The sequence below is a fragment of the Microseira sp. BLCC-F43 genome (assembly GCF_041929235.1).
GTDB lineage: Bacteria > Cyanobacteriota > Cyanobacteriia > Cyanobacteriales > Aerosakkonemataceae > Microseira.
Genome location: NZ_JBHFNP010000029.1, coordinates 87578 through 107045 on the forward strand (window position 1 = coordinate 87578; position 19468 = coordinate 107045).

At 46.7% G+C, this 19468-nt stretch carries 18 protein-coding genes; 6 read left to right on the plus strand and 12 right to left on the minus strand.

Going from position 1 to position 19468, the window contains the following annotated elements:
- Positions 1-68 precede the first annotated feature (68 nt).
- The 5 genes from ACE1CM_RS04305 to ACE1CM_RS04325 form a co-directional block, all read right to left on the minus strand.
- Entirely contained in the window at positions 69-2255 is a 2187-nt protein-coding gene (locus tag ACE1CM_RS04305) for a DUF4139 domain-containing protein (RefSeq protein ID WP_374876178.1), read from the minus strand.
- Between the two features lie 473 nt (positions 2256-2728).
- On the minus strand, positions 2729-3016 hold the full coding sequence (locus ACE1CM_RS04310) for a ferredoxin (protein WP_374876179.1): 288 nt from the start codon (positions 3014-3016) through the stop codon (positions 2729-2731).
- A 4-nt stretch (positions 3017-3020) separates the two neighbouring features.
- On the minus strand, positions 3021-3293 hold the full coding sequence (locus ACE1CM_RS04315) for a hypothetical protein (RefSeq protein ID WP_374876181.1): 273 nt from the start codon (positions 3291-3293) through the stop codon (positions 3021-3023).
- A 41-nt stretch (positions 3294-3334) separates the two neighbouring features.
- Complete coding sequence (locus tag ACE1CM_RS04320) at positions 3335-4030, minus strand: alcohol dehydrogenase catalytic domain-containing protein (protein ID WP_374876182.1); 696 nt, start codon at positions 4028-4030, stop codon at positions 3335-3337.
- A 93-nt stretch (positions 4031-4123) separates the two neighbouring features.
- On the minus strand, positions 4124-5098 hold the full coding sequence (locus ACE1CM_RS04325) for a cysteine synthase A (protein WP_374876183.1): 975 nt from the start codon (positions 5096-5098) through the stop codon (positions 4124-4126).
- A 1160-nt stretch (positions 5099-6258) separates the two neighbouring features.
- On the opposite strand from ACE1CM_RS04325, the gene ACE1CM_RS04330 reads away from it, so the two are divergent.
- The gene (locus ACE1CM_RS04330) at positions 6259-7362 is read left to right on the plus strand and encodes an acyltransferase family protein (RefSeq protein ID WP_374876184.1); all 1104 of its coding nucleotides are present in this window, start codon (positions 6259-6261) and stop codon (positions 7360-7362) included.
- Between the two features lie 59 nt (positions 7363-7421).
- Here the strand turns inward: ACE1CM_RS04330 and ACE1CM_RS04335 are convergent, their stop codons facing one another.
- From ACE1CM_RS04335 to hpsL, 6 genes are all read right to left on the minus strand, one after another.
- The gene (locus tag ACE1CM_RS04335; RefSeq protein ID WP_226575680.1) at positions 7422-8060 is read right to left on the minus strand and encodes a peroxiredoxin; all 639 of its coding nucleotides are present in this window, start codon (positions 8058-8060) and stop codon (positions 7422-7424) included.
- A 156-nt stretch (positions 8061-8216) separates the two neighbouring features.
- Complete coding sequence (gene hpsP / locus ACE1CM_RS04340) at positions 8217-9374, minus strand: hormogonium polysaccharide biosynthesis glycosyltransferase HpsP (protein ID WP_374876185.1); 1158 nt, start codon at positions 9372-9374, stop codon at positions 8217-8219.
- 203 nt (positions 9375-9577) lie between these two features.
- Positions 9578-10057, minus strand: coding sequence for a GNAT family N-acetyltransferase (locus tag ACE1CM_RS04345; RefSeq protein WP_374876186.1), 480 nt, complete (start codon positions 10055-10057; stop codon positions 9578-9580).
- A 57-nt stretch (positions 10058-10114) separates the two neighbouring features.
- Entirely contained in the window at positions 10115-11281 is a 1167-nt protein-coding gene (gene hpsO, locus ACE1CM_RS04350) for a hormogonium polysaccharide biosynthesis glycosyltransferase HpsO (RefSeq protein ID WP_374876187.1), read from the minus strand.
- Positions 11282-11401: 120 nt separating this feature from the next.
- Entirely contained in the window at positions 11402-12412 is a 1011-nt protein-coding gene (hpsN, locus tag ACE1CM_RS04355) for a hormogonium polysaccharide biosynthesis glycosyltransferase HpsN (protein ID WP_374876188.1), read from the minus strand.
- Positions 12413-12469: 57 nt separating this feature from the next.
- A complete protein-coding gene (gene hpsL / locus ACE1CM_RS04360) occupies positions 12470-14173 on the minus strand; it encodes a hormogonium polysaccharide biosynthesis protein HpsL (protein ID WP_374876189.1) in 1704 nt (567 codons plus the stop codon).
- A gap of 439 nt (positions 14174-14612) precedes the next feature.
- Between hpsL and ffh the strand changes: the two genes are divergently transcribed.
- The 4 genes from ffh (at position 14613) to rpsU (ending at position 17889) form a co-directional block, all read left to right on the plus strand.
- Positions 14613-16076, plus strand: coding sequence for a signal recognition particle protein (gene ffh, locus ACE1CM_RS04365; RefSeq protein WP_374876190.1), 1464 nt, complete (start codon positions 14613-14615; stop codon positions 16074-16076).
- Between the two features lie 317 nt (positions 16077-16393).
- Positions 16394-16654, plus strand: coding sequence for a 30S ribosomal protein S16 (rpsP, locus tag ACE1CM_RS04370; RefSeq protein WP_226575656.1), 261 nt, complete (start codon positions 16394-16396; stop codon positions 16652-16654).
- A gap of 25 nt (positions 16655-16679) precedes the next feature.
- Entirely contained in the window at positions 16680-17039 is a 360-nt protein-coding gene (locus ACE1CM_RS04375) for a KH domain-containing protein (protein ID WP_374876191.1), read from the plus strand.
- Between the two features lie 676 nt (positions 17040-17715).
- Positions 17716-17889, plus strand: coding sequence for a 30S ribosomal protein S21 (gene rpsU / locus ACE1CM_RS04380; protein ID WP_226575652.1), 174 nt, complete (start codon positions 17716-17718; stop codon positions 17887-17889).
- Between the two features lie 11 nt (positions 17890-17900).
- Here rpsU and ACE1CM_RS04385 read toward each other — a convergent pair whose 3' ends face one another.
- Positions 17901-18179: a hypothetical protein gene (locus tag ACE1CM_RS04385; protein WP_374876192.1), complete on the minus strand. Its 279-nt coding sequence runs from the start codon at positions 18177-18179 to the stop codon at positions 17901-17903.
- A 314-nt stretch (positions 18180-18493) separates the two neighbouring features.
- Between ACE1CM_RS04385 and ACE1CM_RS04390 the strand changes: the two genes are divergently transcribed.
- Positions 18494-19456, plus strand: coding sequence for a PhoH family protein (locus tag ACE1CM_RS04390; protein ID WP_226575650.1), 963 nt, complete (start codon positions 18494-18496; stop codon positions 19454-19456).
- Positions 19457-19468: the final 12 nt, after the last annotated feature.

Here is a 19468-nt window from a genome sequence, read left to right on the forward strand (position 1 = left end):
TCTTTCTAGCTCAACAAGTTTTTTTATCGGCGCTTCACCCGTTGCAGGGATTTTTCCACGAAGTATTATTACTCTCGCCGATTTCCTCCGATGATTTCGCTATCGACATAGGTTTTAATCGTGTAGTCTGCTGATAGGTTTGCCTTGCGTCCACCAGGTACTTTTACCCGCCAGCGATAACCGCCTCGAATCGGCGTGCCGCGTTTCTCTTGTTCGTACTTTTCCCATGCTGGCGAGACGCGATCGATTTGCACATCTACTTTAGCACCTTCTTGGGGAACGGGTATTCTTTCCCGCACTTCAATTCGCGCTTCTTTGGACAGGCGATTGGTAATTTCGATCTCAATTTTATGTTGCATTTCGTTAAAGGCGACTAATACCGTGCCAGAGCGGGTTTCTTGATAAAATGTGTTTCTGGCTACTTTGATTGCTTGTTCGACTCCCAGTCCGATTTCCATTTTTCCTTTTGGGGGTACGGTGGCAATATTGCTTGATAAAATATACTCGCCATCTACGTAAACATCCCCAGGGCCGCTGAGTAGGGGTGCTGGTAGGGGGTTGCGAAGTTCGGCTATACGGAAAACGTTGGTATTTTCACGGGGAACGACGATATATCGCAGGTCTACATTTGTGGTTTTGTTTGTGAGGGCGACAGAATGAAATTGACCATCTGAAGGAATATCAATTCTGCCATTGGCGCTGTAGGCATAGTCAAAAGAAGCTGCAACTTCTCGCACGTTAATACCGCCGGGAGGAAGGTTGAGATCAAGGCAACTTTCGGCTGTGTTTACTGCTGTTTGGACGACTTTTGTGATGTCAAAATTTACAACAACTTTCTGGCGTTGGAGGATTTCTAGGTAAACTTCGTTTCTTTGTTCTAGCGATAATTTACCGCGCTTTGTTTTGTCGTTTGCCGCACCTAGCCGCATTAAACCGTAGGCAATATAATTGCTTGAATAATCTGTTATTTTTGTGGTGTTGCTGAGGGCATGTCCTTGCTGGAAGCTACCCACTAATGCTCTTGGGGTGGTAGCTCTAGTTCTTATTGCCAATGTTGCGCGACGGATAAATTCAGGTGCATCTGCTGGTGCCTCAGAAACAACCATTGGCATCGGAATTGCTTCTGAAATTTCTTCAGTTTTTTCTGACTCAGCAAGCATCGCCTCCAAGTCGGCAAATTCATCCATAGCCGCACCAGCACCAGCAAAAGCTTTCTCAAATTCCTGAATGCTGGTAATTTTTTGTAATCGCGATACAGATGGAGCGAAAAGATTGGCGATGCGTTGGTGTTTATCAACAGCAGCAAGAGCAATCTTTTTCTGGCGATCGTAATCTTCAAAAAGTATTTCTGCACCTATAGGATGTCTGCGCCAACCAGTCTTTTTCACCACAGGTTGCGCCTTACCAAGTCGCAACGAAGGCAATTCTGGCAAGGCACACCAAGCCATCGGCAATGCGGTTGAAAGTTCCAACCGCACGCCCGACCAATCTTCACCTGTACGCTGACAAATTAAGGCGCGAATTGCAATATTTGCAGTTGAATCAACACTATTCAAACGACAAACATAAGTCTGATTCCAACGCGCCCCCGGTACAAAATACTCTATAACTAACCGCGTCTGTTGCTCTGTATTGAATTCGCCTTCATAACTTAAACTAACAATTGCAGTTTTGCGAAGTTCGTTCGGTCTAGCATTTCTAGCAGTAGAAGCAAGTGTCTGTTTTTGTTGTAAATCTACCAGATGTTCTTTAGCATGACGCAACATTTCTAATGTTTCCCGCTTTTCCTGCATTCTGGCGCGGATTTGTTCGTCGCTAAAATTAGCCAGTGCGAGTCTTGCACTCATAGGCGACGGCGGTGGTGCTTTCCCAGGTTCTCCCTCCGGGCGATCCGGTACTTCTAGCCCAGATAATACTGCCATCTCGTTATCGATTAAGGCAATAATATCTTCAAGACGCTGCACTTCTGCTTTTGCTGCACGTAGTTCTTCATCCGCTGGTGGATTGGGTGTTTCTGATGGCGGAGGAACAGCTAAACCAATGCGAATATCCGATGCAATGGGGACATTACCGCCATCGAATTCAACCCGCACCCGGACGCTGGTATCATCCAAAGCTAGAGGCAATGAAGCAATTTCTACTTGTTCTGGCAATGAGTCTGGTGTGAGGCGCAACTCGGCGATGCGTGCGATTGTTGCACCAGCAGCGTAGATTTTAACCGCGTCGATTCTGGATGTGAGTTGTGCGATGGTCATAATTTCATTTTGACCTAAGACTTCCATTTATATCTATGTCTTGCCCCATTGCACTTATGCAGTTTAAGTCATAGTGGACGCTGGCTGCTTTCTCCCTGTGCCACAACGGGACTTTGTCCTGTGCCTTTGTGCCAGATTTGAGCAAGACTTTCACCCTGAATCCCCATAGAACACCGTTCCCCATAGGGATATACCCACAGGACTTACGCAAACACCAAAGTTTCTATCAAAAACCCGGTTTCTGGCTTCGACCTGCGTAAGTCCTGACCCAATTAATTATGACTGAAATCTTGCACTAATACCCACAGCCCGCCAGGGAATAAATTCCAAAGCTGATAGCAAAAGTCCTCTAAAACAGGACTGAAATACAAACCAGTCCACTTAAGTGGACTTGGGCTAAAAACCCTGGGAATTTATTCCACGGCGGGGGACAAGCAACAGGTGCAAGATCTGAATTTGACTTAAATCCCCATTTAATTCTGCCGATGAAACTTTTGATACAGCATTGCCTTTACAGGTTGACCTCCCCGCAAATGTCGTTCTACGACTGCTAGCACTTCATCGGGATGTACCCCGTTATACCAAACTTCCTCCGGCAAAATCAGTACCATCGGCCCATTGCCGCATTGTCCCAGACAACGGGAAGCGATCGCAAAAACCCCCGCCACAGGATGCGCCTGAAATGCTGCTAGCACTTTAGCCGCACCCTGTTTGCGACAGGCATTATTTTGGCAAACCAAAACCGTTCTAGCAGACTCCATTGCCTTAATTAACTGTCAAAACGGCTCGATAGCGTACCTTGTTATCCCGGACTTTCTGCATCGCCTCGTTCGCTTGTGGCAAAGGAAACGTCTCTACAATCGGTTTAATGCCAAACCGATCCGCAATCGAAAGCATTTCCATCATCATCCCTCTCCCACCAATCGGAGAAGCCATAACCCGGCGACGCTTGCTAAGTAAAGCGAACAGCGGTATATTAAGCGGCTCGGAAGCCACGCCGACTAGGGATAAAGTCCCGTCAGAATCGAGATATTGCAAATAAGCCCCCCAATCTAAGGAAATCGGAACGGTACTGAGTATTATATATTTAACTTTTGCTTTGGAGGGGGCGGGGATGCTCCGGGGGGTACAACCACGACGTGACGCGCCCCTAGTTGGGTAGCAAACTGCGCCTTATCATCAGAGGTGGTAAAAACCGTGACGCTATTTCCCAAATGACTGGCAAACTGCACCGCCAAATGACCCAGACCGCCGATGCCAATTATGCCAATTTCTTGCCCGGAAGTCATGCCAGCATAGCGCAAACCTGAGTATACAGTGATACCGCCGCACAACAGCGGCGCTGCAACTTCGGTGTCAATTCCGGGGGGGATGGGAAAGGCGAAACGCGAGTCTACAGTTAAGTAATCGGCGAAACCGCCATAGCCGTTGACAATCAATGCTTTGTTTTGGTCGCAGAGATTTTCGTTACCTTTGAGACAATCAGAGCATTGCAGACACGCAGACATTTGCCAGCCAACGCCGATGCGATCGCCCACTTTCAGATGCCGTACTTGGTTCCCAACCTCGACCACTTCCCCAATAACTTCATGACCGGGTACTAACGGATACCGGGAGTTCCCCCAGTCACCATCGATCATGTGAATATCCGAGTGACAGATACCGCAAGCTAAAACTTTAATTAAGCAGTCATAACCTTGGAGTGGCTGTGGTTCAAAACTATAAGGCTTTAAGCCTTCACCAGACTGATAAACTGCCAATGCGTTGATTTGCATAGTTGTCATTTGTTAGTGGTGTAGGGGCGGGTTTTACCTAGCATATATAAGTTTATATAAACCCGCCCCGCTGCTTTTTACCGGGACGACTGACTAATCAGGTAATAAACCTTTTGCCGCTAACCATTCCCGATTAAACAACCGCGACTGATACCGCGCACCGCCGTCACAAAGAATTGTCACAATTGTATGACCAGGCCCCATCTGCTTAGCAAGCGCAAAAGCCGCACCTACATTAATTCCCACAGAACCACCCATAAACAGTCCATCTTTTCTTAGCAGTTGATAAATCGCCCTTACTGCTTGTTTATCATCAATTTGGAGCGCATCGTCGATGGGTGCGCCTTCCATATTCGCCGTAACGCGGCTATTACCAATCCCTTCTGTAATCGAACTTCCTTCTATTTTGATTTCTCCCGTTTTGGCATAACTGTAAAGTCCGCTACCCATCGGATCTGCCAAAACTGTTTTAACGTTGGGATTTTTATCTTTCAGATACATCGACACTCCCGCATAAGTTCCACCCGTTCCGGTAGCGCAGGTAAAAGCATCAATTTTGCCATCGGTTTGTTCCCAAATTTCTTTTCCCGTCGTTTCGTAATGGGCGCGGCGGTTTGCTAAATTATCAAATTGATTCGCCCAAATTGCATTTTCCATTTCAGATGCAATTCGACCGGATAGCCTGACATAATTATTGGGGTCTTTATAGGGGACGGCGGGAACGGGACGGACTTCCGCACCCAGCGTCCTTAATGCGTCCATTTTTTCCTGAGATTGAGTATCTGGGATAATAATTAGGCATTTGTAGCCTTTGGCATTGCAAATGTGCGCCAGTCCAATTCCCGTATTGCCAGCGGTTCCCTCGACAACCGTACCCCCTGGTTTGAGCAAGCCTTTTTCTTCTGCCTCTTTTATGATATAGAGCGCAGCGCGGTCTTTAACCGAACCGCCGGGATTGAGAAATTCTGCCTTACCCAAAATTTCGCATCCAGTTTCCTCGCTAAAGCTGTTCAAGCGAATCAGCGGCGTGTTGCCAATTGTGCCGACAAATCCGTCTTTGATGTCCATCGTCAATTTACCTAATCTCATTCGCTATAAAGATTTTGACCTATATCGGTATTAGACAAGGACCGAATACCAAGTCAAACGCAGGCAGGATGCCTACCCCACAAGAGTTTTTGGCGTGCCAAACCTGGTTTCATCAGACCCTCTGACCAGCGGGTATGGCAAATGCCTACGGCTGCAAGCATTTGAGCCAATTAATCAGCTTTACTGATCGCTTGACCAGCACCCGCAGACGCTCTCTTGCACCCTTCTCCAGTGAGAAGCACCTAGTCTTGAGCCTCCCGAATTTATTTGTGGAGAAGAGAAGAAGACACGGGGAAGTTCTGACACGGTGACGCGGGGAGTTTTTAATCACAGTCTCCCCTTCTTGTTCAAAGTTGGAATCCCCTCGATCCTACCATGGGGTGTCCCCGCGTCCGCTTCAATTTTCTGGAATACCCGAATATCGCTTCATTTTTTACCTCTATCTCAACTTTACCGTATTTTCCTGCAGATAGGAACTGCCGATTTATGAAAACTTTTTCTATTTGCTTAATACTTCAGTATTTATCGAGTCTTCCTACTTTTTGTTGATGCTTTTTTCCTATTTAAATAAATATGCGAACGCCAATAAAGACAAGCGATACCCGACCTATGCCATAGCATATTTAAAAATTAAAGTGACCCAGAGCCACCCACTAATTTCATTGTTGAGGTTGGTTTACTCCACGGGGAGCTTGACACAGATCTAAAAATTTACAGTATGATTATGGATATAGTGCCAGCAATATCGAGTGTATGCCTATGACTTCTGTCGGTAAGTTTGTTCCCTGTTATCTCGATTGACAGTCAGGCAATATGGTTATGCATTCATTGGCCTACAGCTAATATTTTGTGAAAGGTTTGTGAAAATGAATATTCGTTTTTTGGCTAATATTTAATCTCCAGTGGCGACTGGTAACGAGGGTGCGCTAGCCTTTTCGCCACTCTTTCATTAACAGTAATTCTTGCGCCGCCTACTTACTCTTAATCGTAGGTGTTGAGGAGAGCTTTTTTTGGGGTGCATATAGTAAACCCTTCAGGGTTTACTGATATTTTTATGTGCATATTTTCCTTGGTTTACAAGGCGGCTACTAGACAGAAGCCGTCACCATTCAACATGCATTCGCCATTCCAAAATCTCCATGCAATTACAACTCCAACTCACCGGAAAAGTCAAAAAACAAAATCAATTAAAACACATGATTCAGCTAGATGCTTTACGAGCAATAGCTGTATTTGGTGTCCTAGTTTACCACTGGCTACCTCAACAATTTTTTTTTAATTCCACGGTTGGAGTAGGTACACTTGGAGTCAAGTTGTTCTTTGTACTTAGTGGGTTTCTGATTACCTTGATCTTATTAAATACTAGGGAAAACCTAGAAGGTAATCAACGCATTTGGGTTAATATACGCAATTTTTATATCCGGCGTTTCCTGCGAATTTTACCTATTTATTATCTCACTCTTTTTTTTACAACAATATTTTTTCTAGGGCTTCATCCATCTTTTATTTGGCATTTTGCCTACTTATCCAATTTTTACTATGCTTGGCATAAGTGGGATATTAATTCACCCTTTTGGTCTTTAGCTATTGAGTTTCAATTCTATTTATTTTGGCCTTTGTTTGTTTTATTCGTGCCTAAAAAGCATCTTGATAAGCTAATTTACTCAACAATTATAATCGCGCCTTTGTTCAGGATTTTATGCCTGCAAATGGCATTAAACGACCGAATTAGAATCAACCTGCTTACCCCCGCCTGCTTTGATTCCCTTGGCTTAGGAGCTTTATTAGCATTTTACAATTACAACCAGAATAGATCTAGATCTAAGAGTTTGTTATCCAATCTGGGTTTCTGGATCGGAGGTTCGTTGTCTTTCGCTCTCATTATTACCAAAAACCATATAGATCCTGGACTCAGATTAGTCGTTCAAGATAGTATCAACGCTTTGTTTTTTGTCTGGGTAGTAGATCGTGCTGCACGGGGTTTCGGGAACATTACAGGCAGTATTTTAGAATTCAAACCGCTTGTCTACCTGGGTAAGATTAGTTATGGAATATACATTTATCACAGTTTTGTAGCTGGCTGGGTTGTTCCTACTATCCTGAATTATTTGGGCTTTTCCTATCCCAAGTCAGTGGGAATTCAATTTGTGCTTAACACTGTAACCACGATTGTTGTGGCAATGCTTTCATGGCATTATATCGAGCAGCCCATCAACAATTTAAAGCGACACTTTAAAGTATAAGCTAACAATATGGGAAAACCAAATAGGGTGAGTATTGCTCACCCTATTTGACTTTTGCCTTACTTATTGGGTTGAGGCGTCATCCGCAGATAGGGTTTAATTTCCTCATATCCTTTGGGGAATTTCTGCTTCAGCACTTCCGGATCTTTGAGGGATGGGACAATTACGCAATCTTCCCCATCTTTCCAGTTGGCAGGAGTTGCCACGCTGTAATTATCCGTTAGTTGCAGAGAGTCAATTACCCGCAGCAATTCATCAAAGTTGCGCCCCGTGCTGGGAGGATAGGTAAAGGTCAGACGCAGTTTCTTTTGCGGGTCGATTACGAACACAGACCGAACTGTTACCGTATTGCTGGCATTGGGGTGGATCATGTCATAAAGGTCAGAAACCTTTTTATCCGGGTCTGCCAGAATCGGATAATTGAGCTGGACGCTTTGGGTTTCTTCAATATCGCCGATCCAGCCTTTGTGGGATTCTACATCGTCTACGCTCAGAGCGATCGCTTTCACATTTCGCTTGTCAAATTCCGGCTTGAGGCGGGCGACTTCCCCTAATTCCGTCGTGCAAACGGGTGTATAATCCGCAGGGTGCGAGAATAGAACCACCCAGCTGTCGCCTGCCCAGTCGTAAAAGTTGATTTCGCCTTCACTAGAGGCTTGAGTAAAGTTAGGTACAGTGTCGCCTAATCTAAGCGCCATAACAAGTTTCCCCCGATTTTGAAACCGATCAATTATCTACTTTGCGATTGTGCCATAAAATCCGGTTCTCCGGTCGGGCAATAGATCTTTTTACAATTTGCCCAAAACATTCGGGTAGGAATTGTTATCCTACCCCAGCGGCGATCGCACCAGGTCTTATTTCAACGACAGAATTTCTTGATATGCCCCGATGGTCTGTTGCGCGATCGCATCCCAACTATAATGCCTCAACGCATATTCTTTCGCCCTTTCACCCCGAAGCCGTCTTTCTTCAGCATTACTAAGTGCTAATCTTAACGCTTTCATCAGTGATTCTAGGGTAAGAGAGGCAATCCAGCCAGCTTCTGCCTGTTGCACATCCTGCCAAATATAAACTCCATCTGAAATTACCACGGGCGTTCCAGATGCCATCGCCTCTGCTACCGCAATCCCAAAGTTTTCGTAATAAGAAGGCAGGACAAATAGATCGGCTTGTTGTAGGAAGTTTGTTTTGCGATCGCCCGTGACAAATCCAGTAATAGTAGTGTGTTCTACTAACGGCGACCCCTGCACCTGTGCCTTTATTTTCGCCTCATAAGCCTGGTCTTGCGGATTCCCACCAGCCAGCACAAAATGAAACTTAAATCCCTCAGCTAAAAGATTTTCTAAAGCTGGAAGTAGCAAATTTAACCCCTTTTTTGGGTCAATCCGCGACATATAAAGCACTATCGGAATTTTGGATTGTAATTCGCCCTTGTTGAGGGTGGGAGAAGGGGTGACACCCAAGGGAATGACCAAATCCTTGGTAGAAACACCGAATCGTTCTGAAACTTTAGCTTCCTGGAGGCTGGTAAAGTGGATAGCAGCAGCACCGGCGATGTTAGGTTTTTCTAGCAGCGCGGCATAGATTTGTTTTAGCTGCCTTTTCTTCTGTAAATCGGCTGGATCGAGAGTGCCGAGGGGACGGAGAATGTAGGGTAGGTGGCGCGATCGCGCCACAGTCGCCGCAAAAGAAGAAACAGGCGAAAACAAAGCATGAATATGTGCCAGATCGAACTCTTTGGCGTGTTGATATAACCAACGCAACAAATCGAGGGAAAATTTATAGCGGCGGAATGGAGAACAGCGGAAATACCGCACCTGATACCCATCTTGTTCGACGGGATGATATAAGGGAACATCCAGCGGCGCTTGCCCCGTATCTCCATTAGAATCAGTAGTGAGAACCGTCACCTCAACCCCTGCCCTAGCCAAAGCAGCAGAAAGACCCAGCACCATTTGGCTAGGGCCACCGTAAACTAAAGAAATTGAAGGAACAATTTGCAGAATTCGCATAATTTTAGATAATTGGTGATTGGTAATGGGTAATGGGTAATGGGTAATTGGTAATTGGTAATTGGTAGACTTCTTGCAAAACTAAACTATACCTCTGTAAAAACTCTTGTGGGGTAGGCGTCTCGCCTGCCCTAGACTTAATTTTCAACCTAATTCTATTACCCATTACCCATTACCCATTACCAATTACCCATTACCAATTTTCAAATCAGATCCAACCGCATTTCATTGCTTTGTGAAAAGCCAAGGCTAGAATAAACAGGTTTGCCTAATGGAGAAGCGTGTAGAATAGCCTGAGTACAGCCAAGTGACTTTAAATAATCCACTGTCATACCAGTAAGTTTTTTAGCAATACCCTGTCCGCGGAAAGGCGGTTCAACATAGACACCCCAAATATATCCATATTTTCGGTATTCTTCTGCTAGCGCCTGTGGGTATAAACCAGCAAAAAGCTGACACCCAGCCGACCCAACCACTTCACCATCAATCTCTGCCACAAAAGCTTTGTAGCAGAGTTCTTGACGCGCCCTTTCTATAAATTGAAGCGTAATTTCAAGCCAGTTATACTGGATAGATTGGTTAGGAACATCATTGTCCCGCCACAGTTGATAAAAATGTCTGGCAATCAGAGAATCTTCCTGTTTATTTGCCTCCCTTATCTTAATATCTTGTTCTCCTAGCATTCTCAAATTACCCCCTTCCCATCCTTCTCCGTGTCCTCTGTGCCTGGAGTGGTTCGTTTAACTAATTTCCTGATAAAAATCCAACAATTGCTTAGCTAAAGCTTTGTTTGTATATTGTTCCATTGCCCGTTGATAACCCAACTCAGCCAGATTATCTCTTAATTCAGGTTGTTCCATCAACTGGAATAAACAATTTCGCAAAGCTTCCACATTCCCTTCTGGAAAGACTAAACCAGCATCTTTAATCACATGGGGAATCTCGCCAGAATCAGAACCAATCACCGGCACTTTGCAAGCCATTGCTTCAATTAACACGTGACCAAACTGTTCTTTCCACCCCGCTGCCGTCAGGGTTTTAAACTTATAAGTTGTTTCGGAAGGCAGCACTAAAGTATCCATCAAATTGATATAGCAAGGAACTTCATCGTGAGGAACGCTTTCTACCCAAATCAGTTTATCTTTTATTCCCTTTTCTGCTGCGATTTCCATTAAATTTGATTGCAACGGGCCGCGACCTAGTAAGAGCCATTTCCAGGGTTTATCATGTAACCCAGCCAATGCTGATAGCAGCGTCAGCAATCCTTTTTCTTCAACAAATCGCCCGACAAACCCGACAACAAAATCAGTCGAATTTATCCCCAATTTAGCCGCTAATTCTGGTTGACGCTGGGGTTTAAACCGAATTTCATCAACACCGAGTTGCGGCATAACTTTCATCGGGCCATTGTAGCCGCGCTGGCGCAAAATTTCAGCCCCATCTTTATTTCCCACTACAATTCCGTGAGTGTTGCTCAGGTTATAAGCTTCCAGAACAGAAACGGGAAACTTTAATTCATAAGGCAAATTCCACCAAGTAAAAAATACATTCTTTGCCTTTAATCCCAGCATCTGATTCAGGAAAATAAATTGAGCATAAGCCAGAGCCTTAGAACCCTGTTCTACCTGAATTATATCAGGGCGAAATCGGCGCAACAAAGAAATCAGATCGATGCCAAAAGTAAGCAATCCTTGATTGTTTTGACTAAAATTAGAAACCGGCACGACTTGAAACGAACCTTCCTGTAAAAATTGCGTTTCAATCGTTTTATTTTGAACGCCACCGGGTTGCCAGCGGCGCGGCACAACTACGGTGACTTCAATTCCCGGTTCTAGATTAGCTAAAGCACGTAGCTTTTCGCGATTGAGGTCAACAATATAGGTGTGGCTAGCAACTAAAATTTTCATAACTTTGGGAATTGGGAATTGGGGATTGGGAATTGGTAATTGGTAATTGGGAATTGGTAATTGGTAAAAATATAGCAATAAAATCTAAAATACTACCCATTACCCATTACCCATTACCCATTACCCCTCGTGACCACGGCTCTGCCTGGGAACGCCATTAACGCTATCTTGTTGAGTGTAAATTTGACCGTCATCAATCGTAGATTTTATCAGCGTACCCAGCGCGTTAATAAATCCCAGGGAGTAGAATCCAGCGCGGGTGATAATTTTGATGGGAGAACCACTTTTATTACAAGGGGGATTCCCCAACACGTGACAGTCAAACAAACGAGCAAATAATCGCATTTGTTGGAAAGGCGTTAAGTTTTTGAGTGCCATTAAGAAGTGGTTGTGATAGAAGGTGATTTGGTATCGGAGACTGCGCGTACTAATATCGTGACAACCCCCCGTTTCTTCCCCCAAGTGAACTAAATCCGCCTCTGGGTCGTACCAAATCTTATAACCAGTCTGCCGCAACCTTAAGCAAAAATCCGATTCCTCCCGCACCGCACTGCCTTTAAACCGTTCGTCAAAGTGCAGTCCGTACTTCGTAAAGATTTCCCGGCGAAAAGACATATTGCATCCCCTCGCCGAAATCACTTGCTGCGGCTTTACTGTATGCACCAAGTCAATGTAATACCAAGCAATTCCGGGATCCATCGCCTGGGGTGGTAAATCCTCAATCGTCAATTCTCCGCCGGAATCAGTTAGTTTCATCCGGTCGAAAACTCGCCCAGCAACTGCCCCCACCTCCGGACGATCTATATAATTACGGGCATGGGCAGCTAAATAACCGGGTTTGAGCTGAACATCATCGTCAATAAACAGAATAATTTCCCCCGTTGCCCGCCGCGCCGCATAATTTCGCGCCCCCGGCAAACTCGCCCAATCAACGCAAAACCAGCGAATTTTGCCATCTGCCGCCAGTTTTTCCAAATAAGCTTGAGTTTCCCTCTGGTGCGTCTTTGTTTGATCGACCACCAGCACCTCATAATTTGGATAATCTTGCTGCAAAACATCCGCGATCGTATCCCGCAAGGGTTCCTCGCGTCCGTAAGTGGGAATAACTACCGAAATCAAAGGCCAAGTCACGGTCAAGCAGCTCCTTTTGTCAGTTCTAGCCTCGCCACTGGCTTTATTATCTACCAGTTACGCCGCCTTCTTTGTAGTAGCGGTTTTATTAGATTTGAGTTTTTGTTTCTTTTTATTTTTGGGATCCTTTGCCTCCTCTGCGGCTAATTTTTCCCGTTCCTGCTTATCTATTTCCGGCAATTTTAAAATCACTCCGGCAAAAAACCAGTAATAAACGCAAACCGGATCGGTATCCAAAGGATACCAGTAAGTGTTGTAACTGATGACCAAAACAAACACCCAAAAACTGGCACCAAAGCTGCGTAAATTTTTTTCCTTCACCGAGCGGTAAGCTTTGAAGGTGACGAACGTTAGGGTTGTCACCAGTCCCAAAAATGCCAGCACCCCCAACGGGCCGATTTCGTGGAACATTTTTGGATAGTAAGTTTCAATTAACTCCACATCCCCAAAAGTTCGTGCCGAGTTTGTAGCGCGTCCCAAACCCGCCCCAAAAATTCCCTCTTGTCTGCCAGAGGTGCTACCTGCCTGAGCGGCAATAAAATCAGTGGGGGGTGAAGCATTCCAGCGGTCTACAAAGCTTTGCACCCGTTCTTGGATAATTGCGGGGAACATCGCCGCAGCAACAGCCCCCAGCACCCCAAGTCCTAATGCTATGGGTATAAACCGTTTCAAGTTAGCCACTTGACCCGTTAGCACCAACAAAATAATCGTGACTACGGGAACCAATGCCAGAGCAATTCTTTGACCAGAAATCACCGCATTGACAAAAACCCCAGCCATGCCAATCAAACCCGACATCCGCCACAGGGGCGAGGGGTCGCTAAAGGCAGTGGCAAACGTCATAAAGGCATTACCAATCAAAAACCAAGCCCAGTGCCAGGGAGAAACGAAAGTCCCCGGCAAGCGAATCATCCCAACTTCAGGACTAAACACCAACGCACCACCTACCAAACACCGTGCTTCCAGGGTTGCCTTAAATAAAGCCTCTCCAGACATCCCTCGCGTTCCCACACACCTGCCACTGGTGAGGAAAAAGTACTGCATAAACCCCAAAGCCGAGCAAATAATCGCCAGAACCAGATGCAATCGGGTCAAAAATAGCAACTCTTTCTTATTGCGGATCTGATAGTATCCACAGGTGATTAAGGGCAGGTATCCCAGCAGAACTTTAAGCCCCATCAGTCCCAGGATAATTGCCTGCTCATTTTGTTTTTTACAGGCCGTACCACGTGGCAAAGTCGGATTGCACACAGGAAGAATCTGCTGAGCGCCGTTGACCACCAGCAGCGTCAGCAAACAAAGCACCAGTAAAAATATCAGAGGCTGTTTCAGCTTTTCGGGAATCAGAAAAGGCTGCCGTTTCCGCTGGCATTCCTGATAAAGGGTAACGACTGCCGGAATGTAAAACCCATCTTTTGCCAGTTGGAATAGCGCATTTCCGCCCGCAACCGCATACACAACCGTACCACCAAATGGCACATATATCAGAAATGCCCAAAGCGCTTGACGGTAATATTTGAAAGACAGACACATCGCGACTAACCCGGCAAATACCCCCACTGTGGCTTTCACTCCGCCAACTGGAAACAGCATTAAGCCAAGAAAGAGCGATCCACCGACAACGGCACTCGTGTAGGTGATGAATTCTTGTCGGTGCTTCGCCGCCTGCCTTTTTAGTGCGGCTTCCTCCTTGGGACTGAGTTTAGGAGTTTCAGATGCAGCCTGTTTTTTGGATTTCTTCTTTGAGTTAGTTTTTGCCATGAATGAAATCTCAAGCTGCTTTCGATCTAAAGGTTAACGATAATAGTTGATTAACCGCTAATTTTAATTAAATGAATCTCGCTATCTTTGATAATTATGCTGGAAAAATGCCAGCTTAAGTTACCAATATTTGGAAACTTGCTCTAAAGGCATACAATAAAGAGAAGCTCTTAACCTGTTGGCTAACAGGGATCGCACTTAGGTATAATTGTCGAGCCACCAATCGTCACTCCTGGCGCGAAGACTAACCTTTTGCGATGATGGCACACTGATGCTAGGAACGGCAAGATCGTGGACGCTGTGTAAGACCATCACCGGATGCCTGTTCCGGACGGCCAACGTGGCAACGGCGAATGAAACTGGAAGCCCCCACCAGAACCCCTAAGTCTGGTAGTGCGTACTTCACTCGTTAACTGATATCTGATAAAGTACCGATTCTATGTTTGATGCCCTATCCGAACGCTTAGAAGCTGCCTGGAAGAAACTGCGAGGGCAGGATCGCATTTCCCAGTCGAATATACAAGAGGCTCTGCGGGAAGTGCGTCGCGCCCTCTTAGAAGCAGACGTAAACCTCCAGGTGGTTAAAGATTTTATTGCTGAGGTCGAAGTCAAGGCACAAGGAGCCGAAGTCTTTGCTGGGGTGCGACCCGACCAGCAGTTTATCAAAATTGTCTACGACGAGTTGGTAGCCGTGATGGGGGAAACCAACGTCCCCCTAGCGATCGCAGAAACTCGCCCCACTATCGTACTAATGGCGGGTTTGCAGGGGACGGGTAAAACTACGGCTACTGCTAAGCTGGCTTTGCACCTGCAAAAGTGCGATCGCAGCACCCTACTCGTGGCGACGGACGTGTATCGACCAGCGGCGATTGACCAACTCGTTACCCTGGGTCAGCAAATTAACGTACCCGTATTTCAACTGGGCACTGATGCCAACCCAGTGGAAATTGCCCGTCAGGGCGTAGAAAGAGCCAAGGCAGAAGGCATCGATACGGTAATAATCGATACCGCAGGTCGCCTGCAAATCGACCAAGACATGATGGCGGAATTAGCCCGCATCAAGCAGACGGTTAAACCCCACGAAACCCTGCTGGTAGTGGATTCGATGACGGGGCAGGAGGCGGCGAACCTTACCCGCACGTTCCACGCTCAAATCGGCATTACGGGTGCGATTTTAACCAAGCTGGACGGGGATACGCGGGGTGGGGCAGCGCTTTCGGTGCGGCGGGTTTCCGGTCAGCCGATTAAGTTTGTCGGCGTCGGGGAAAAGGTAGAGGCGCTGCAACCGTTCTACCCAGACCGGATGGCGTCGCGCATTCTGGGCATGGGAGATGTCCTGACCCTGGTAGAAAAAGCCCAGGAAGAAATGGACTTGGCAGACGCCGCCAAGATGCAAGAGAAAATCCTGGCAGCGAAGTTTGATTTTACGGATTTTCTCAAACAGTTGCGGCTGCTGAAAAATATGGGGTCGCTGGGGGGTTTGCTGAAGTTGATTCCAGGGATGAACAAGCTCTCATCCGACCAACTTCAGCAAGGGGAAGCCCAGTTAAAGCGGGCTGAAGCGATGATTAATTCGATGACCAAAGAGGAACGCCAAAACCCGGATTTGCTATCGGCGTCCCCCAGTCGCCGCCGTCGCATTGCCCGCGGGTGCGGCTACCAAGAATCGGATATCAGCAAGCTGGTGAGCGATTTCCAAAAAATGCGGAGTCTGATGCAGCAAATGGGGCAAGGGGGCGGGATGCCTGCCATGCCGGGAATGCCTGGAATGCCGGGAGGGGGTCTTTCTCCCTTTGGTGGGGGCAACCGTCCAGCGCCACCCGGTTGGCGGGGTTATAACCAGGGGGCAGCCAAACCGAAAAAGAAAAAAGAGAAAAAGAAAAAAGGCTTTGGTCAACTTTGAGATCATAATTAACAAGAGATTGGCGCTGCCGCGCCCACTGTCCATCCCCACCCTCTTGAGGGATGGGGACTTTCGCTGGGGTGTTAAAGCCCGAAGGGGCAACCCTTGCAGAACCAGCCAGAAGCGCGTCAAACTGAGACGGGACTTACCCAGCGACAGTGCATATGATAGAGATGGTGCGTTACACTTCGTTAACGCACCCTACAGCGTAGGGAAGTTTAGTGTCACGTTTGTACGTCAGGCTGGCAATTTTCCAGTACCAGGCGAAAGACGTACAATGGATGATTAGTCACAATTGAGAGCATGATTGCTGCAACATGATCAAACTTCGATTAAAACGATACGGCAAAAAGCGGGAAGCTAGTTACCGGATCGTTGCCATGAAAAGTACCTCGCGTCGCGATGGTCGTCCTTTGGAAGAACTGGGTTTCTACAACCCCAGAACCGACGAAACAAAGCTAGACATTCCTGCGATCGTTAAGCGAATCCAACAAGGAGCGCAGCCAACAGACACCGTTCGCCACATCTTGGAAAAAGCTAATGTTTTCGAGCAGGTCCGCGCAAAAGCCACCCAGTAAACCGTCCATCCCAGCCCAAGTAGCTATGCCAGATTATGCTGCACTGGTGCGATTTCTAGTGCAGCCTTTCTTAGAGTCGCCAAGTTCGTTGAAGATAGACTGCGAAACAAACCCCAGCAAACCAAAAGTTTGGATTCGTCTGGCGTTTGAAGGAGAAGATAAAGGGCGAGTATTTGGTCGGGGTGGCAGGAATATTCAGGCAATCCGGACGGTGATTGAAGCGGCTGCCAAAGCCGCTGGACAATCAGTCTACCTGGATATTTACGGTGGTATAGGGCCAGAGAGAGAAAATGGTGCGGGAAGCCATGAGCCTCCCACGAGAAGTTCCCCACCTCGCAAAGCTCCGGTTCCCAGGTCTTCGCCCAGAATCCGCTTCCGCAGCTAGCATGTAGATGGGAGATGGCGATCGCCAACACTTCTTTCGGCAAACATCATCAAACATCACCAAGTTGCCGAAAAACGTAGCGTGACGAACTACGGAAGTTAAGGGTTGACGCCACAGCCATAGAATCAAAAAACGTTGATTGGCGTTGGTGGAGGCAGAAATGCCCCAAACGGTCTAAAAACCGTATTTGTTTGAGACAAGAGACAGGTACTACTGGTCTCTTCCCCGCGTCAGGGCATACATCTGGCAAAAGATGCGATGTGCTTGGGTCAAACCAAGAAACCAACACGTTTACACACGTTTTGAAAGGCAGAAGTTGCAAAACTATTACAATCAAGGAGGCTCGCCTTTCCTTCTATGTGCTTTTAGCCCGTGGAATGAAAGGCGATCAAAGCACCTTGAGGTTCTGTCGCAGTTGGGTACAATTGTCTGTGGAGATGGCGAAAACTCCTTAAACAGCCCGGTCGATGACGTAGTATTGAGGCGTGAAAAGTACTTCCTACAAGCTGCTCGCCTAAATGGCTCTAAAACAGCTGTTTAATTATAGGGACTTTTCAGGTGCAATACTACAGAGGCGATCGCTGTAGAGACGTTGCAGTTAACGTGTCTACAAGTAACCAATCAGTCGCTAATTAACAATCCAAACTAAGAGCATAAGTGAGGTGAATAATAGCGCGTGGCAGAAGTCCGTTTAGGAGAAAATGAATCAATAGATTCGGCGTTAAGACGCTTTAAAAAGAAGATTCAAAAAGCCGGTATTTTGTCGGAAGTCAAGCGTCGCGAACGGTACGAAAAACCCAGCCTCCGCCGCAAGCGTAAGGCGGAAGCTTCCCGCAAGCGATCGTACTAGAAATGCCGATCTTAAGGCTGGAAGGCCGATATTATAGAACGCGATTGGACGCCTGTAGCAGCTTGTGAATGGTACGTTCCCGTTGTAGCGCTGGCACTCGGCAAGCTAGACCAACGCAGAACCGACAGGCGTCTTTTTTCATATTTGAGTTTGGATTTTTGACACTCCTCTGGCTGAAGGCGAGAGGATTCTTTAAAAAGGAGATATCCACCGTTGGACATTGCTCGAACCACAACTCCCAAGACCGTAGTTACTCGAATCTCGCGTGTTGTGCGATACGCGGTGCCCATTGCGACTACTCTATCCGGTGTTGCCACGATTGAGGCTACTTTTCAGTATTCTGATTGCTTCACTCGCTCTAAGTCTTTACTTATAGAGGTTGGGGCATGAGTGCAATGCACCAAACAGACCATTTCGGGCTATCGTCTTTTAACTAGATGTCCCACCACGGGGAGTCTCACCCACCTTTAAGGTCTTTGTGGCAACCTTAATTGTACCTGAAGTCCACAAAATGTAAAGCCGTGCTTCTAGCACGGGGTTTATACCCAATTTTTCTGATGAAATCAAGCAAGGCGGTTAATCTGCTAGAAGGTTCTTTAAACGAATGGTAGAGGGGACGACAATTCAACTGCCAAGTATAGAAAGCGCGATCGCTCTATCTGGCGACAAAGAAGAAAATTTGAAAACTCTGTCGAAGCAAACAGGTGCGATGTTGGTAATGCGGGGACAAGACTTACAGATCAAAGGTACTGAGAATCAAGTTGACCTAGCTGTAAGATTGGTGCGCTCGCTTGAAGATTTCTGGAGCAAAGGCAAAATTATCTCTAGCGTCGATATTCTCACCGCGCGTCACGCTCTCGATACCCACCGCACCGACGAGTTGCAAGATTTACAGCGCGACGTTCTCTATCGTACCCGCAAAGGCGAAGAAATCCGCGCCAAAACCTTCCGTCAGCGACAGTACGTTAAAGCTATCCGCACCCACGACTTGACTTTTTGCATCGGACCTGCTGGTAGCGGTAAAACCTTCCTCGCCGTCGTTTTAGCCGTTCAAGCACTTTTAGCCAACGAGTACGAACGGTTAATCTTAACTCGACCCGCAGTAGAAGCGGGTGAAAAGTTGGGATTTTTACCAGGGGATCTCCAGCAAAAAGTCAACCCCTATCTCCGTCCGATTTACGATGCTTTATACGAACTGATCGACCCAGAAAAAATCCCCAATCTGATGGAACGCGGCATCATTGAAGTAGCTCCCATCGCCTACATGCGGGGACGCACTCTCAACAATGCCTTTGTGATTGTCGATGAAGCTCAAAATACCACCCCCGCTCAGATGAAAATGCTGCTGACGCGCCTGGGATTTCGTTCCCGCATGGTCGTAACTGGAGATATTACCCAAACCGATTTAGCGCCGAATCAACCCTCTGGTCTATCCGTGGCGCAAAAAATCCTGCAACATGTAGAAGGCATTGGCTTCTGTCAGCTAACCCAAGCAGATGTCGTGCGCCATTCCCTAGTGCAAAAGATTGTGGAAGCTTACGAACGACATGAAAAAGCTGGTAGTTAATGCCAAAAAATT

Coding starts and splice junctions, on each gene's coding strand:
- ACE1CM_RS04305 (WP_374876178.1), bottom strand. CDS start 2,255: ATGACCATCGCACAACTCACATCCAGAATCGACGCGGTTAAAATCTAC.
- ACE1CM_RS04310 (WP_374876179.1), bottom strand. CDS start 3,016: ATGGAGTCTGCTAGAACGGTTTTGGTTTGCCAAAATAATGCCTGTCGC.
- ACE1CM_RS04320 (WP_374876182.1), bottom strand. CDS start 4,030: ATGCAAATCAACGCATTGGCAGTTTATCAGTCTGGTGAAGGCTTAAAG.
- ACE1CM_RS04325 (WP_374876183.1), bottom strand. CDS start 5,098: ATGGACATCAAAGACGGATTTGTCGGCACAATTGGCAACACGCCGCTG.
- ACE1CM_RS04330 (WP_374876184.1), top strand. CDS start 6,259: ATGCAATTACAACTCCAACTCACCGGAAAAGTCAAAAAACAAAATCAA.
- ACE1CM_RS04335 (WP_226575680.1), bottom strand. CDS start 8,060: ATGGCGCTTAGATTAGGCGACACTGTACCTAACTTTACTCAAGCCTCT.
- hpsP (WP_374876185.1), bottom strand. CDS start 9,374: ATGCGAATTCTGCAAATTGTTCCTTCAATTTCTTTAGTTTACGGTGGC.
- ACE1CM_RS04345 (WP_374876186.1), bottom strand. CDS start 10,057: ATGCTAGGAGAACAAGATATTAAGATAAGGGAGGCAAATAAACAGGAA.
- hpsO (WP_374876187.1), bottom strand. CDS start 11,281: ATGAAAATTTTAGTTGCTAGCCACACCTATATTGTTGACCTCAATCGC.
- hpsL (WP_374876189.1), bottom strand. CDS start 14,173: ATGGCAAAAACTAACTCAAAGAAGAAATCCAAAAAACAGGCTGCATCT.
- ffh (WP_374876190.1), top strand. CDS start 14,613: ATGTTTGATGCCCTATCCGAACGCTTAGAAGCTGCCTGGAAGAAACTG.
- rpsP (WP_226575656.1), top strand. CDS start 16,394: ATGATCAAACTTCGATTAAAACGATACGGCAAAAAGCGGGAAGCTAGT.
- ACE1CM_RS04375 (WP_374876191.1), top strand. CDS start 16,680: ATGCCAGATTATGCTGCACTGGTGCGATTTCTAGTGCAGCCTTTCTTA.
- ACE1CM_RS04385 (WP_374876192.1), bottom strand. CDS start 18,179: ATGGGCACCGCGTATCGCACAACACGCGAGATTCGAGTAACTACGGTC.
- ACE1CM_RS04390 (WP_226575650.1), top strand. CDS start 18,494: ATGGTAGAGGGGACGACAATTCAACTGCCAAGTATAGAAAGCGCGATC.